Origin of the sequence: Leptospira paudalimensis, from assembly GCF_026151345.1 — a bacterium.
Lineage (GTDB): Bacteria > Spirochaetota > Leptospiria > Leptospirales > Leptospiraceae > Leptospira_A > Leptospira_A paudalimensis.
In genome coordinates this window covers 19,148-34,315 of sequence record NZ_JAMQPR010000002.1, presented here as the reverse complement: position 1 = coordinate 34,315, position 15,168 = coordinate 19,148, and the positions used below count along the sequence as shown (strand labels likewise).

Annotated in this window: 12 protein-coding genes; 5 read left to right on the top strand and 7 right to left on the bottom strand. The window is 37.5% G+C overall.

Going from position 1 to position 15,168, the window contains the following annotated elements:
* Positions 1–47 precede the first annotated feature (47 nt).
* The 5 genes from ahcY to ND855_RS17165 all read right to left on the bottom strand — a co-directional run bounded on the left by ahcY (position 48) and on the right by ND855_RS17165 (position 7,154).
* A complete protein-coding gene (gene ahcY / locus ND855_RS17185; RefSeq protein WP_265359462.1) occupies positions 48–1,367 on the bottom strand; it encodes an adenosylhomocysteinase in 1,320 nt (439 codons plus the stop codon).
* 9 nt (positions 1,368–1,376) lie between these two features.
* Positions 1,377–2,339 carry an ArsR/SmtB family transcription factor gene (locus ND855_RS17180; RefSeq protein WP_265359461.1) on the bottom strand — a complete coding sequence of 321 codons (963 nt, stop codon included), beginning with the start codon at positions 2,337–2,339 and terminating at the stop codon, positions 1,377–1,379.
* Between the two features lie 98 nt (positions 2,340–2,437).
* The gene (locus tag ND855_RS17175; protein ID WP_265359460.1) at positions 2,438–4,978 is read right to left on the bottom strand and encodes a methyl-accepting chemotaxis protein; all 2,541 of its coding nucleotides are present in this window, start codon (positions 4,976–4,978) and stop codon (positions 2,438–2,440) included.
* Between the two features lie 74 nt (positions 4,979–5,052).
* Positions 5,053–6,180, bottom strand: coding sequence for an Lsa36 family surface (lipo)protein (locus ND855_RS17170; RefSeq protein WP_265359459.1), 1,128 nt, complete (start codon positions 6,178–6,180; stop codon positions 5,053–5,055).
* 53 nt (positions 6,181–6,233) lie between these two features.
* Positions 6,234–7,154, bottom strand: a complete 921-nt coding sequence (locus tag ND855_RS17165) for a DMT family transporter (protein WP_265359458.1) — start codon at positions 7,152–7,154, stop codon at positions 6,234–6,236.
* A 44-nt stretch (positions 7,155–7,198) separates the two neighbouring features.
* Here ND855_RS17165 and ND855_RS17160 point away from each other — a divergent pair, with 44 nt between their 5' ends.
* The gene (locus ND855_RS17160) at positions 7,199–7,474 is read left to right on the top strand and encodes a hypothetical protein (protein WP_265359457.1); all 276 of its coding nucleotides are present in this window, start codon (positions 7,199–7,201) and stop codon (positions 7,472–7,474) included.
* 37 nt (positions 7,475–7,511) lie between these two features.
* Here the strand turns inward: ND855_RS17160 and ND855_RS17155 are convergent, their stop codons facing one another.
* Positions 7,512–7,790 (bottom strand): TIGR04454 family lipoprotein, encoded by a 279-nt coding sequence (locus ND855_RS17155; protein WP_012476661.1) that lies wholly within the window; start codon positions 7,788–7,790, stop codon positions 7,512–7,514.
* Positions 7,791–7,856: 66 nt separating this feature from the next.
* On the opposite strand from ND855_RS17155, the gene ND855_RS17150 reads away from it, so the two are divergent.
* The 4 genes from ND855_RS17150 to ND855_RS17135 all read left to right on the top strand — a co-directional run bounded on the left by ND855_RS17150 (position 7,857) and on the right by ND855_RS17135 (position 13,349).
* Positions 7,857–8,213, top strand: coding sequence for a VOC family protein (locus tag ND855_RS17150; protein ID WP_265359456.1), 357 nt, complete (start codon positions 7,857–7,859; stop codon positions 8,211–8,213).
* Positions 8,214–8,264: 51 nt separating this feature from the next.
* Positions 8,265–10,340 (top strand): methyl-accepting chemotaxis protein, encoded by a 2,076-nt coding sequence (locus ND855_RS17145; protein ID WP_265359455.1) that lies wholly within the window; start codon positions 8,265–8,267, stop codon positions 10,338–10,340.
* A gap of 268 nt (positions 10,341–10,608) precedes the next feature.
* Entirely contained in the window at positions 10,609–12,390 is a 1,782-nt protein-coding gene (locus tag ND855_RS17140) for a M61 family metallopeptidase (RefSeq protein ID WP_265359454.1), read from the top strand.
* The gene (locus tag ND855_RS17135) at positions 12,390–13,349 is read left to right on the top strand and encodes a magnesium transporter CorA family protein (protein WP_265356318.1); all 960 of its coding nucleotides are present in this window, start codon (positions 12,390–12,392) and stop codon (positions 13,347–13,349) included. The genes ND855_RS17140 and ND855_RS17135 overlap by 1 nt, the downstream gene beginning before the upstream one ends.
* 3 nt (positions 13,350–13,352) lie before the next feature.
* Here ND855_RS17135 and ND855_RS17130 read toward each other — a convergent pair whose 3' ends face one another.
* Positions 13,353–15,167: a hypothetical protein gene (locus ND855_RS17130; RefSeq protein ID WP_265359453.1), complete on the bottom strand. Its 1,815-nt coding sequence runs from the start codon at positions 15,165–15,167 to the stop codon at positions 13,353–13,355.
* Position 15,168 lies beyond the last annotated feature (1 nt).

Genomic DNA, 15,168 nt, shown 5'->3' with positions numbered 1-15,168 from the left:
GAAACTCCCAATGCCCTTTATTGAACAATCATAAAGGGCAATTTTTTTTAGTAGCGGTAGTGGTCCGGTTTGTAAGGACCTTCTAGTGGAACACTGATGTAATCAGCTTGTTTTTGAGTGAGTTTTGTCAAACGAACACCCAACTGCTCCAAATGAAGTGCAGCTACCTTTTCATCCAAGTGTTTTGGAAGGCGATACACACCCAACTCATATTTCGTAGTATAGAGTTCAATTTGAGCCAAAACTTGGTTCGTAAAGGAACTAGACATGACAAATGAAGGGTGGCCTGTTGCGCAACCTAAGTTTACAAGACGACCTTCCGCAAGAACGATAATGGATTTACCATCTGGGAAAGTGTATTTGTCTACTTGAGGTTTGATTTCTTTTTTAGTCACACCTTTCTCAGAATTCAAACGTGACATTTGAATCTCAGTATCAAAGTGACCGATGTTACAAAGGATCGCACCATCTTTCATTGCTTTCATGTGTTCAAGAGAAATGATATCATCGTTTCCAGTTGCTGTCACAACGATGTCTGCATTTTCAATTACATCTTCGACTCGAAGTACTTGGTATCCTTCCATCACTGCTTGGAGTGCACAAATTGGATCGATTTCAGTAACGATCACTCGTGCTCCAAAGTTACGAAGGGATGCTGCAGATCCTTTTCCTACGTCTCCGTATCCACAAACGAGAGCTACTTTTCCAGCAAGCATCACGTCAGTGGCACGTTTGATTCCATCAGCAAGTGACTCACGGCAACCATAAAGGTTATCAAACTTTGATTTTGTTACAGAGTCGTTTACGTTGATTGCAGGGATTTTCAAAGTACCCGCTTTTAGTTTTTTATGAAGTGCAATCACACCTGTAGTTGTTTCTTCAGAAACACCTTTGATGTCTGCAAGTAGTTGTGGGTATTTTTCATGGATGAAATGTGTGAGGTCATGTCCATCATCTAGGATCATGTTTGGACCTTTTCCACCATCAAAAAATAGCGTTTGTTCAATACACCACCAGTATTCTTCTTCTGTTTCACCTTTCCATGCAAATACAGGGATTCCTGCTTTTGCAATTGCGGCTGCTGCATGGTCTTGTGTTGAAAAAATGTTACAAGAGGACCAACGAATGTCAGCACCTAATGCAGCTAAGGTTTCAATAAGAACCGCTGTTTGGATTGTCATGTGAAGAGATCCGCAAATTCTTGCACCTTTAAGTGGTTTAGAAGTTCCGAATTCTTTACGAAGAGCCATAAGACCTGGCATTTCTTTTTCTGCCAAAATGATTTCTTCTCTTCCCCATTCTGCAAGAGAGATATCCTTCACTTTATATGGCAATCGTTCCGATTTTGTTTCAGTTGCTGTGGACATTTTGTTTCCTTATTCCTTTGTTGCTTTGATTGTTAAAATTTTAAAACTTGATTCTGTTTGGATTTCTCCAATGGATTCGACTTTGAAACCTGCATTTGATAACCATGATTCAAATAATTCTGGTTCAAACCCAAGCCATAAATCCGCAAAATTATCTCTCATGTATTCCGCATTGTGTTTCTCTAGATCGACAATACACAAAACACCACCAGGTTTTAAAACTCGAACAATCTCTTCTAAAACTGTAGGTGGATGAGAAATATGATGCATAACCATAGAAGCTACTACCGCATCACAGGAGTTAGATGACAGTGGCAAATGTTCCATAGGTGTTTGGATTAGACTCACACTTGGATTTTTTGCAAAATGGATGGATGCGTTTTCAATCATTCGGGATGAGTTATCAACTCCCGTAACATGTTTTGCTTTATTCAGTAAAAAAGGAATAAGGCCCCCTGGACCACATCCCAAGTCGACAATGTTTTCGCAAAGTGGTAACTCTTGTAAAATCCATGAACGATAAAGTTTTGGGTGTAAGGTCTCTTCCTGTAATTTTTCCCAACTCTCAGCAACTCCATCAAAAAATGATTTCGATTTTTTCTCACGAGCTTCTAATATTTGATGAACCATTTTTTGGTCCTTTTCTCTTGAGGGAAGTTCTTCTTTATAAGATAACAATAATTTGGTGAGCTCTAAGGGAAATTTAAATCCAAATCCCTCTTCATCCGGTAAAAAGCTGTACACCAAACTGCCTTCACGCCTCGAACCAACTAACCCAGCTTCTGTTAGGATTTTTAAATGGCGGGAGATTCGTGATTGGCCCATACCCAAAATTTCCACCACTTCATTCACGGAAAATGCCCCAAAACTTAAGATATGGAGGATCCTGATTCTGGTTTCATCAGAAATGGCTTTGGTGGCAGCTAGGATTTGCGCGGCACTGCGGAAGGATGGAAGGGTTTCTGTTGTCATTTCTAAGATATCTACATATCAAGAAATCTTGATATGTAGATCCAAGGCAACCAAAAAAAGCAATGTTTCCAAAAATGGGAACACTGCTCGGTTGGAATCTAAGAAATTTTAAAGAAGTTGATCTTTCTTTTTAGGGTTTCCGCTAAGTTTGCGATCCCATTGGCAGTCGCAGTCATTTCTTCAAGGCCCGCGGCAGTCCCTTGGGTGAGGTCATTGATGCTGAAAATAGCTTGGGCAACCTCTCCAATTGCATTTTTTTGCTCTTCCATGGAGAGTCGGATCGCCTGGCTGATTTGGTTCACCTTATCCACCTCTTCCCCTACCTTCTGATTGATGATGAGCTGTTCTTTGGTGCTTTTTTCGATCGTGTCTGTCATGTCATCAAAGGAACTCACACCTTGGATGATCCTTTGGATGAGAGAGATGGTGGTTTCAATCGTGTCTCGACCACTTTCAATTTCCTTCTCGTTTGCTTGGATGAGTTCGCCAATGTCATTGATCGAAATGGCAGTTTTTTCGGCGAGTTTTCCAATCTCATCTGCCACCACGGCAAACCCACGACCATAGACACCAGCTCTTGCTGCTTCAATGGCAGCGTTTAACGCGAGTAAGTTGATTTGTTCCGAGATATTATTGATGATTTCAATCACACTTCCAATTTCTTCCGAACTATTACTGATTTTTGAGATGGAATTCCTCATCGAATCAAGCGATGATTGTCCTAATTTTGCTTCCTCGGAAATTTGGTTCACATCCTGTGAAGCCTTTCCAACTTGTTTTCCAGTTGCTTCAATGAGACTCGAAAGTTCCGCCATTTTTGATTTCAAAAAATCAACTTTGCGAAATTGGTCTTCTGCTTGGGCATCTACATTTTGGACTGCAGCAGAAATTTCTTCAATGGAAGCAGAGATTTCTTCAGCGGAAGCAGCTTGTGTTTGTGCATTCGATGACAACATATTTAGTGATGCTGACATTTGTTCCGCGGAGGAAGCCAAATCTTCAGAGAATGCTTGGTTGGAACCAACAACTTCTACAATTTGTTTGAGTGTTGCATTTAGTCCTCGAGAAAGGCGAGCAAATTCATCGGAAGATTCCAACTTTACTTTAGTTCGCAAATCTCCCACTTCTACATTTTGTAAAACCTTTCCAATCGTTTTCATTGGATGAAACCTTGCAGAAAACAACATATAAATGGAAAGTGCAATGACAATGGATCCAATCAAACTAATGACTGTTAATCCTCGTAAAGAGGACAAACTTTCTACTTCAATTTCCTTAAGATCTATGGTAGAAAAAAACTGAATTCCATACTTTGTACTAACTTTTCTTCGGAGTAAGAATGTTGAACCTTCCCAAGGGTTACGAAAGGAATCCGTTTCACCAGCGTTCAGAGCAAGTTTTTCAAATTCAGATCCTTTAAAACTATTCATTAAATATTTTGGATTGGGATGGTAAACCATCGTGGATTCTCGATCGAGTAAAAACGAATAACCAGTGGAACCAATTTTTACATTTTTAAGGAATGATTCCATTGCCTTCCCAACTAAAAAAGGCATTCCAACAAATCCAACCACAGTTCCATTTGTATTTTTTACAGGTGTTGTGATCATGATCACAATCTGACCGTTAAATGGTGATTTAACGGCAACCCCAACATGTGACTTACCTTCTTTGGAGGCTTTGATATTTTCGGAAACCTCAGGATTGGCAACAAGTTTGTATCCAACACTTGCTCCGCCTGGAAGTCCAGATGCAACGATTGGAATGCCTTCCTCAAAGGACGCTATAAAAGCATTTTCAAGGAGTAATTGAGTATCACCGTAAGCTTTTTCCAAAGCAGGCACCGCTAATTTATAATTTCGTGTTTCTAGCGCCTGTTTAACGGAAGTCAAAGAAGCCACGTCTTTTAATGTATTTTCAACTGCTTCAAAATAAACATTAATCCCTGCTTCATTACTTTGATTAAAATTGTACAATTGGTTTGAAAATGCTTTCTCCAATGCCTTTGCATTCACATTAAATGAATATATCAAAAGAAAAATGGAGAGTACCATTACCATAAAGGAAAACATAACTGGTACTGTATTTCTTAAATTACGATAATATGGAGTGATTCGATCATTGAGTTCTGACTGGAAAATATCGTCATCGAGTACAATGTGAGATGCTTTCTCTAAAAATACAAACGAGATGATGATATTGAGAAGTGCAGTGAGAATCAAACTACAAATAATGTAAAATCCATCTGATTTACTTGTTTCAGATAAGGATAAGACCGGAATGAGAACAATCGGAATTGCCAATGCCCATTGGGAGGCACCAACAGTTGCTCCAATCACTGGCATTCTGGCAATGGTATCCCATACTTTTGTATACGTTTCTGGGTTTTTTTCCGACTGGGACTCTAATTCCAATAAACCCTCTTTGATGAACTTGAGTTTTTTTGGGAAAATCAAACTAGGAAGCAGTAACGTGATGAGAGCTGCGATTACCGTTGCCCCTAAAAAGGTCTTAATCTGAGTGGAACTTAAATCGACATAAAATAAGATGAGAGCAATCCCAATTGGAACCACTACTCCCAAGGAAAACACTTGGGAAGCCATGATGAAGGAACGTGTGTAACGTTTATACAAATTCATTGAAACTTAGACCTTTGCATATCGTAAATTTGATACGAAGTACGGCAAGGTTTTATGGATTTCCCCGAAGTTTTCTAAAAAGAGAGTTTGAGACCTAAATTTGCTGAGTAGAGGTCTTTACCTCCATACAATCCCTCGGCGATCACCTTTAGCATGAACAAGTCCAATTCCAAACCGACGATCCCATAACCGATCCCTCGTTTCGTATTGGATTCTCCACTGGCACGAAAACCAAGAGTAGCATTCGGATTTTGGGCAAGGAGTTGTTGGTCAAGGACAGCCTGGTATTCTCTAGGAAGTTCAAGCGGTAAGGATTGGTTGGCTGAAATGATGAAAGGGCCTCTACGAGAGAGAGAAGCAGAGTTATGACCTGAATTCCAACTGTAACCACCCCCAACGATCAGGTTTGCTACCCAAAAGAGTCCAATCCCAGTTCGTAAGTCTACGTTGGTTGTTTGGACCTTTGTGTTAAACAGAAAATTGGTGTCACCTCCCCATTTTCCCTTTACACCTTGGAATTCAATTTGTGCCGCTTTCCCCTCCAAATAACTGAGACTCATGTTTTGTTCCATCACATGATGGCCCACTCCGACATTGATCCCATTCCAAGTGATGAGGTTCATTAAAAATCCTTCTTTTTCTACCAGTTGGTAACGAAGCATTCCACCATACGAACGTACGGCGATTCTTCCCTCATAATTCTTGTTATTCGATGCAGCTTGGAGTTGGTCTTGAGTCACCGCTACATTCATTCCATGTAAAAAAATTCCAAATCGTCGAAGAAAACTACCATCATCAGTTCCGAATAACCATCCAGGGTTAATGTCCAAATGAAAGGAAGGGATGACAGCTCCACCGACATTCGGAAGTTTTGGGTATTTGATTAAATCATCTTGGATTTGGATGTCGTCTTTTTTATAACCAGCGGCAGATGCACTCACACCAATTTGGATACGTCGGACCGTACCTGTTCCAATGTTACTTGCTCCTACATTGGCCAAAAATCCTGCTTCTAAATTTGTTTTTAATACTTCGTCGAGATACCCTTTCTCGAATTTTTTAAGTGTGGCATTTCCTGTTTCTGTGAGTTGTGAAGGTAAAAAACTACAAGCTGATCCTTCGCAGGTAAATTGGGCAGATAGTTCCGTTTGTGCAAACAAGGTGACCAAAACTGTGGAAAGGAAAACGATTCTAAATTTCATATAGATCCTTTATTCTCTACTCTGAATCAACAATTGGAAAGTAATTTTCTCTCTCAAACTGAGACTTCTTTTGGTTTTTTTCCCGTACTAATCCAAAAAACACCTGTAAGAACAAACAATGTTCCAATACTATGTAGGATGGTGATGGGCTCATCCAATAACCAATATGCTAAAAATAAAGTCGACATTGGTCCAATTGATCCAACAATTGCTGCTGTTTTACTTCCAACACGTTTGATCCCTTCTGATACTAAAACAGCCGGAACAACGGTGTTCACAGTTCCCATAAAAAAAGCCAATAGATAAAATGAGATCGGTTGGATGAGTTCTTTATAACTTCCAAATATCAAAAAATGAAGGAACACTACGATGGAAGAAATGATAAGTGCCCATGCTGTAAATCTTTTTGCACCTAACTTAGGTATAATGGATCCGCTCCCCATGAGATAAATTGCATAGGTTAACGCAGAAAGTAAGATAAAAAAGGCACCTAAACTGACATCCTTCGGTGATCCCAATTGTACATCTTGACCAAATGCCAATGATACACCTGTGTAAGTAAGAATGAGTGAAAAAATTTCCCTTATGTGAATTTTCTTTTTTAAAAACAAAAAAGATAAAATGACAACGAGAGTTGGATAAATGAATAAAATAATTCGTTCAAGTCCAGCGCTAATGAATTTGAGTCCAACAAAGTCAAACAAACTAGCAAGATAGTATCCTACCACTCCCATAAGGAGTACATTCCAATAGTCTTTTTTTGTTAAGGAAGGTTTATCGGTTTCTTTTTCTGCTGACCATGCCATCCACAAAAGGAATGGGAAGGCAAATAACATCCGAAAAAATAATGATCCAATGGCAGAAATTTCATAACGATAGGTCAATTTCACAACCACCGCTTTCGCGCTAAAAAGTAAGGCTCCAGTTAAAACAAACGCCACCCCTTTCCATTCTACATTTGTATTTTCTTTCACAAATCCATCCTGGAAATGTGTGAAAATCCCGATAGTTTAAATGGATGATCCGGTATTTGGTTTTTTTGATTTTTCTATTGGGAAGTGTTTCCATTTTTTCCGATCAAAATGAGGAATTATCCAAACCATTGTTACGTGTTTTCCCAACGTTTCGTCCAGAAGAATGTGAGGATTGGGCCATTATGCCTTTTGTTTGTAAACGATGTTTGTGGGAAGGGAAACGTTACGCACAACAAATTCGTTTTTTTGAAGATGGTCCATATCGGACTCACGGTTGTTATACGGAGAAGAAAGGGTTTGAAGTATTAGAGGAAAAATAAGGAACCGGGAATCGAAACTCCCGGTAATGATAGTGAATTATTTTTTTACACAGCCCATAATGCCAGCGATTCCTGGAGCATTTTTTAAGCAGTTTGGATCAAATTTTCCTTCCATACATTGGTCGATCATTTTTTGTTTGCCTTGTTGTAAACCTGCAAGAACGGGAGCTGCTGCTGGGTTCTTTTTAGCTTCTTCCTCAATTTGAGTGAAAGTACTTGCAAGCGCAGATTCACACTCTTCTTGGGTATACACTTTGGATTTACAATTCGCCAAAAATAGCCCGAGAGCGAGCGCAAGGATAAGAGATTTTTTCATGAAAAACTCCGATGAAATAGATTTCCTGATAGTTTCTTTTTTACAAAGGGATTTGAAAACAAAAAAATGATCCATCATATTGCCATAGGAACAACCAATCCAAGCCATTTGGCGGCCTTTTACCTGAAGATTCCTGGTTCTATCCTCATAAAGGAACATTTTTATGAATTTGGATCGATTCGTTCAGTCTGGATCCAATTTGGTTCCATTCTATTGATGTTGGAAGATGGAAAACGGGAATCTCCCAAAAACCTAGTATTTGCTTTGGAGACTTCGAAGGAAGCGGAATGGAAAGAATTTTTGGAATCCATCACCATCGTCTCACGCACAGATTTTACGTTGTATTTCCAAGATCCTGATGGGAATGGACTAGGTGTTAGTACCTACCCAGAAAAACTTCCCTCATCTTTAGAAATGAGTTGAGTAAACATATCCCAATACTATTTTTAAACGTCACCTGATTGTAGGTACTCTATGTCGATCAAAAAGAAAATCATACTGATATCGCTAGCTGTCATCTCTCTCATCATTGCAGGGATAATGATTGTCCTTTCGATGGTTGTTCGATCAACTCTACAACATAATTTAGAAGAAGATACAAAATACATTTCTTCAAAAGTCACAAGTGATATTTCGAACACTCTCAAGTCACCCATGAAAAAAACATTCGCGTTTCGTAAATCCTACGAAAATGGGAATATCATTTCTAGGGCAGATGCAATCAATTATCTTAAGTCATTAAACAAAGAAAACGATATTGCTTTTGCGGCGTATTGTGGATTTGAACCCAATGCATTTGATGGGAAAGATTCTTTTTATAAAAACACAAAAGACCATGATGGAACTGGTAGATTCATCCCTTATATCTTCCGAGATGGAGATAAACTATTCTCAGAACCATTAAAGAATATGGATGATCCCATCCAGGGAGAATTTTACCAAAAACCAAAAACTACCTTACAAACCAGCATCACATCACCTTATATCTATAAGGTTGGAAAAACCGACATGTTCATTGTATCAATTATGGAGCCCATTTTACGTAATGGGAAATTCATAGGGATTGCAGGGATTGATATTAGCCTAACAACAATTAAATCATACTTAGATTCACTGAAATTTTCAGATGGTGAAGGTAAAATCACACTGATCTCAGACAATCATTTGGTTTTATATGATGGTTTTACCCACCTTTCGGAAGGATTGGATTTTCGATCAGCAGCAGATCCCTATTTTTATGATCGAATCAAAAACAAAAACACAAACATCTACGAATTTAATGATTACTTCCATGTGGCAGTTCCCATATCCATCATCGAAAAAAACGATCCATGGTTTGCCCGTATCTCCGTACCAAAATCCCAAATCCAATCCACACTGAATTCGATTATCTTTGTGACCATTGGACTTGGAATCTTAGGAGTAACTCTTTCTATTTTATCAATTTACTTTAGTTTCCAAAGGTTGGTTGATCGTCGTATCCAATCCATCAATTCATCTACCACAAAAGTAGCTTCAGGGGACTTAAGGCACCTCATCCAAATCGATCAGATGGATGAATTGGGTAGCATCATGGTTACTTTAAACCAAATGATTGAACACTTGCGCAAACTGATTCTGATTGCCCAAAAATCATCTGGTAAAATTAGCGAAACAACTGAAAAAATTCAAACTACAATAACGGAACTGACTGATTTAGCACAAAACCAAGCAGCCTCTTCCGAAGAAGCAAGTGCCACCGTTGAAGAATTAAATGCATCTTCGGAAACAATTCACAGCAATGTATTGAGTGCAGTTGAAAACACAGAAACCATTCACCAATCGTTAGGTGACATTCAAAACCTAATGAAAAAAATATTAGAAAAAGTGAATACGTTTGGAGAGATTTCCGTTCGAGCCAATCAAAATGCAGAAGAAGGTCGTTCCATGGCAAAGGAAACATCTCTTGCAATCAGAGAAATCCAAGAAAAATCCAAAACCATCACTGCTTTTTCCAATGTAATCTCCGATATTGCAAAACGCACTGGTTTACTTGCATTAAATGCTGCCATCGAAGCTGCAAGAGCAGGTGAATCAGGGAAAGGATTTGCTGTGGTTGCAGAAGAAATCACAAAATTAGCAAGTCAATCTGCAGAATCAGTATCACAAATCAATACTCTCTCCCAAGAAGCATTGGACTCAATTGAACGTGGGAACCAACAAGTAGAACGATTAGTGGAAGTATTAAAAAAAATCACGGATGAGGTTTCACTCATCTTCATCTCTTCCAATGAAATTGGTCCCCTCATCGAAGACCAAAGTTCTCGCACGGAAAGTATTTACACAGAAGTGGTTGAAATCACAGAACAAGTTAAGTCCATCCAACTTTCAACAGAAGAACAACAAAGGGCCACAAACGAATTGGCCAATATGACAATCAATATTTCAAATGGTTCTCAAGTATTATCAGACCAATCTTCTTCTATGGCAGAAAATGCAGAAAGACTGGAACAGGTGATAAATACTTTGGATGAGTTATTAAAAACCTTTCGGATTGAAAAAGAAGTCTAAGGAAGAAGTGCTTTCCAAGCGACTGCAAATAGCCCGAAGGAGACCACCCATTCGGAACTTGGAAAGACTGTGTCTGGTCGGTTTTGCAACAAAGCACAGGCGTTATTGCCCAGCCACCTCGCGGGTCAAAAATCTTTTGTTGTAACAACTACTATCCAAATGGACCACCTCCTTTGCTTATACCTTAGCTAAGCCTTTTCTAGTACTCTTCAGATTTTTGGTCAAGAAAACATTTGATTAAAACTAAAATAAAACAAGATAGTGTACTATGGGAAAAGAGTTAGAAGGGAAAACAATCTCCTCGGAAATAGAGTCTAAGCCATCACTCCAATTACATTTTGAAGTGAGTGTATTTGATTTATACAAACACTATTACCAAGTGCGATTGACGGTTGAAACCAATCAAAATCAAATTTGTTTTTGTTTGCCAAATTGGACTCCTGGGTCCTACATGATCCGCGACTATGTTACCCATTTACATAAATTTGAAGCCATAAACTCTGCTAATCAGGAACCTGTTTCTTGGGAAATGGTGGACTTACACCGCTGGAAATTAAACAACCTCCCTCCAAAATTTGAAATCACTTATATCATTTATGCATTTGAAGATTTTACTGTCAGAACCAATTACTTAGAAACTGAGTTTGGATTCATTAACCCACCTGCCCTCTTTTTATACCCAGAAGGTAGATTGGATACACCGACCACTGTGGAGTTTAAAGTATCCGAAATTTTTCCAAACATTTACACAAGTTTGCCAAGAGACGAAAATAATTTTCATAAATTTTATTCCAATCATTTTGATGAACTATTTGATTCACCATTCCATCTCAGCAAAAAAAACTCAGTATTTTTTACTGCTGGCACCACCAAACATGAATTATTGATTGAAGGAGATGTTTCATTCGACTTCAAAACAAAACTCTCTAACGATTTACAAAAAATCACTGAAAAACAAATCCAATGGATGCAAGAAAGCCCCAATCAGTATTACTTATTTGTTTTGAATTTAAGTTTACCTGCTTATGGTGGATTAGAACACAAAGCCTCCAGCATCAATTATTTCAATCCTGAACTCATTCATGATGACGAGGAATACAAACGATTATTAGAACTTTTATCCCACGAATATTTTCACCTTTGGAATATCAAACGCATTCGTCCTATAGCTCTTGGTCCATTTGATTACCAAAACCCAAATTTAACACGGGAACTTTGGATTGCTGAAGGTTTTACAAGTTTTTACGATGCATATTTTTTATACCACGCAGGTTTCTTAAATTTTGAAGAATATTTAAACAAACTCCAATCTGATATCTTCTCATTGGAAGACAATGATGCTGATTTTTGGATGAGTTTAGAAGAGTCTTCTTTCACAGCTTGGACAAAATATTATAAAAGGAATGGCAACAGCCATAATATAACGGTTTCTTATTACACAAAAGGTGGAGTCCTCGCCTTGTGTATGAATTTATTTTTATTACAAGAATCCAAAGAAAAAAAGACAATTAGGCATGTATTCCACAAACTTAATGAAGTTTTTGTAAAAGAAAAGCAGAGAGGATTCACCAAACAAGAGTTTTTTGATATCACAAAAGAAGTTACAGGTGTAGATTTAAAATTAGAATTTAATGAGTATCTTGAATCCCCAAAACCAATCCCAGTGGATGTTTATTTAGACCATATTGGAATCCACCGGATACAAACTGATTTAGTTGGTGATACTGGTTTTAAAACAAAAGAAAAAAACGGGAACCTTTATGTTCAAAAAATCCTTCATAAGTCAAATCACGAATCCATCGATTTAATGTTAGATGATGAAATTCTGGCAATTAATGGGAAACGTGCAAGTAATTCTATCCTACAAAAATTAGAAAAAAACCTAAGACCAGGTGAAAAGTTCCATCTGATCCTATCCAGAGCTGGGAAAATCAAAGAAACGATGGTGACCGCATCTGGTTTTTACAAAACAAGAAAATTCGTGGTCTCAGAAGATTGTAGTGCTGAAAAAAAAGAATTCAGAGAATATTTTCTAAGGAACATTGTCTAATGCCTGCTATATTTAATTACATCCTTACTCCTTCTTCCAAGGAAGAAGTTTTATTAGATACCCCACTCCCACTTTCTCATAAACATCCAAAACATTGGATTCATTTAACAGCCGAAAACGAAGAGAAACTCACTTTCTTATTCCAAAAACATAATATCCATCAATTGACAATAGAGGACATCCTAAACCCAAATAGCCGAATCAAATTAGAAAAATTTCCCAATTATATATTTTTCATTTTCCGAGGATTCCATTTCGAACGAAACCAACTCACACAGAAAAATTTTAACTTCATCCTAACTCCAAACCAAATCATTTCTCTCACCTTGGATTATCGCGATAGCATTGGGAATATGATTGAGGACTGGAAAACAAATAACAAAATTTTATCCAAAGGATATGAGTTTATCGTACATAAAATATTGGATATTGAGACGGATCACACGTTAGCCATCACACAAAAAATTGAAGAACGTATCGAACATTTTGAGGATCAAATTTTTAGCAATGCAAAGTCATTGGACATCAGTAATGTATATAGTTTACGATCAAGTTTACTCTCTATCAAAAAAGGGATGTTACAAAACAAAGAAGTTTTAGAAGACTTAGAAAAAATCAAAAATAGTTTTTTTAGTGATGAAGCAGATGCCTTTTTTCGTGACGTACGTGACCATTCGATTCGAATTTTAGAACTTGTGGATAGTAATATTGAATCGATTTCATCAGCACTCGAAGCTCATATTGCGATCTCTACTCGAAAAACAAATGAAATCATGAAAATTCTAACAATTATGACTGCCATTATGTTACCGATGTCTCTCGTTGCAGGAATTTATGGAATGAATTTTAGACATATGCCCACATTAGAATGGGAATATGGATTTATCTCAGCCATTGGTGCAATGGGACTTCTCGGCTTACTTATGTTAGTTTACTTTAGAATCAAACGTTGGTATTAAATTTCAAACCAAACTTCTTATTTGAGCTAATAATTCTGGGTCTTCCTGTGGTGGATCAATTTCACCCCGGATCCATTGATTGAGTAAATCTTTCAGTTTTTTATTCAACGAATCGAATTCGGGAGAATTTGGGAAAAGTATGACGGAATGAGGTTTGATGGACTTCCCTGTTGTGGATAAAAAAGCAAAATCAGGAATCATTTTTTCCAATGTTTCTGCAGAAAAAGCAGGATAGTTCATTCCAAGCCAATCCACAGAAGGTAAACAATTTTTATTAAAATACGCATCAGAAAGCGCAGATACAAGAGCTTTTTTTAACTGTTGTTTTTTCTCTTTCTCAATACGTTCTTCTCTATCTCTTAATTTTTTCCTAAAGAAGTTTTCCCTTCGTTTTTGGTATAAAAACTGACGGTCCATTTGCAAAAATGTTAGAATAGATTTTGCCTTCGCATAACCAGAGTTTACGATTGGCGTGATCCCTAAAAAATAGAATAATTTATAAAACCAAGGGATGTAATTAAAATAAACCGCTTGTAGGTTTTTACCATAAGTCTTCACAAACTCTTCATCTTTAAAGATAGGTTTGAGTTCCTTTTCATTTAATTCTAAAATTGCCTTTAGATATAAGATGTGTTCTGTGGTAAAACGATAGTTCTGGTAAATCAAAGTATTAATTTCTTTGATATTGTTTTGGTTATTATTTACAAAAACAGCAATTTTAGAATCTGCATCATGCCATTCTGCTGATAATACTTTTGGGTTTTTACGAAGTAAATCAACGATCACCAAATTATGTTCGTCATCTTTTTCTAAATTGATACGAAGCAGTCTTGAATCAAAGTCAAATTGACTGTCTAACATTTTCATGTAGACTTTTAATAAACGATCCACTTCCTTTTTCTTTTCTAACTCTGCAAACTTAACAGCGATTTCTGTTACCTTTTTTAGGTTATGAATAAAAGCATAAAATCCATTTTCTTTTAAGATCTCTTTGAATTCGTACAAAGTATCAACTTTAGCTCGGATGATTTCTACTTCATTGATTTCTACATCTCCCGAACCAGGTGCAAACAAACGATCGAGTGCCAATCGAATTTCGGAATCAAATGCTTTGGCAAGTGGTTCGACCTTTGTCATCAAATACTCATTTGCAATATTCAAAAAATTAGATGCTTCGGATTCGGGTAAGAAATAAAAACCAATGTGAGGTAGTACAATCACTTTTGATTCTTTTGCCAATTCATCAATGATGAGACCCCGAGAACGTTTTAACATTTCGGCCGACGGTTGCAGTGGGAATTGTTTGGGATCGAGTAAACGGTCTAGTTCGTCACCTGGTCCTTCATCTTCTTTATAATCGATATCAGCGAGTTTATTTAAAACATTACGCCATGTATCTTCTGTTAAGATCCGTTTGTTTTGAATGTATTCGTAAAGATGTTCTGTAGAACGTCCAATCAATAGTTTATATGGTTCCTCAAGAGGCATACCACCAGGCAATCCAACTAAAAAAGGTACAAGACGTAACTCTCCTACATCAGCATCATATTTAATCTCAAACAATTGTGTTGTGAGCCCATAGTCGATGAGTTCCCACATTTGGTCGAGGGCTGTTTCTCGATCCATTTTGAGTTTTTCAAAATTTGAATCGGTAGGACGAAACAAATGACCCGCTTCAATATTTTCTCTGGAACTCTGGGCTTCGACAGTCTTCATGATGGAAAGTGCTTCTTTTTGTAAAATGATCCCAGAAGACCTTCCCAAATTTTCTTTGGTAGTGAGTTGTAAAAAATGATCGTGTGGAGGAGAAATTCTCATA

What these genes read in the sequence shown, in the direction of transcription:
- ND855_RS17155 (WP_012476661.1), bottom strand. Translation starts at nt 7,790, where the DNA reads ATGAAAAAATCTCTTATCCTTGCGCTCGCTCTCGGGCTATTTTTGGCG.
- ND855_RS17135 (WP_265356318.1), top strand. Translation starts at nt 12,390, where the DNA reads ATGCCTGCTATATTTAATTACATCCTTACTCCTTCTTCCAAGGAAGAA.
- ND855_RS17175 (WP_265359460.1), bottom strand. Translation starts at nt 4,978, where the DNA reads ATGAATTTGTATAAACGTTACACACGTTCCTTCATCATGGCTTCCCAA.
- ND855_RS17140 (WP_265359454.1), top strand. Translation starts at nt 10,609, where the DNA reads ATGGGAAAAGAGTTAGAAGGGAAAACAATCTCCTCGGAAATAGAGTCT.
- ahcY (WP_265359462.1), bottom strand. Translation starts at nt 1,367, where the DNA reads ATGTCCACAGCAACTGAAACAAAATCGGAACGATTGCCATATAAAGTG.
- ND855_RS17150 (WP_265359456.1), top strand. Translation starts at nt 7,857, where the DNA reads ATGATCCATCATATTGCCATAGGAACAACCAATCCAAGCCATTTGGCG.
- ND855_RS17170 (WP_265359459.1), bottom strand. Translation starts at nt 6,180, where the DNA reads ATGAAATTTAGAATCGTTTTCCTTTCCACAGTTTTGGTCACCTTGTTT.
- ND855_RS17180 (WP_265359461.1), bottom strand. Translation starts at nt 2,339, where the DNA reads ATGACAACAGAAACCCTTCCATCCTTCCGCAGTGCCGCGCAAATCCTA.
- ND855_RS17160 (WP_265359457.1), top strand. Translation starts at nt 7,199, where the DNA reads ATGATCCGGTATTTGGTTTTTTTGATTTTTCTATTGGGAAGTGTTTCC.
- ND855_RS17145 (WP_265359455.1), top strand. Translation starts at nt 8,265, where the DNA reads ATGTCGATCAAAAAGAAAATCATACTGATATCGCTAGCTGTCATCTCT.
- ND855_RS17130 (WP_265359453.1), bottom strand. Translation starts at nt 15,167, where the DNA reads ATGAGAATTTCTCCTCCACACGATCATTTTTTACAACTCACTACCAAA.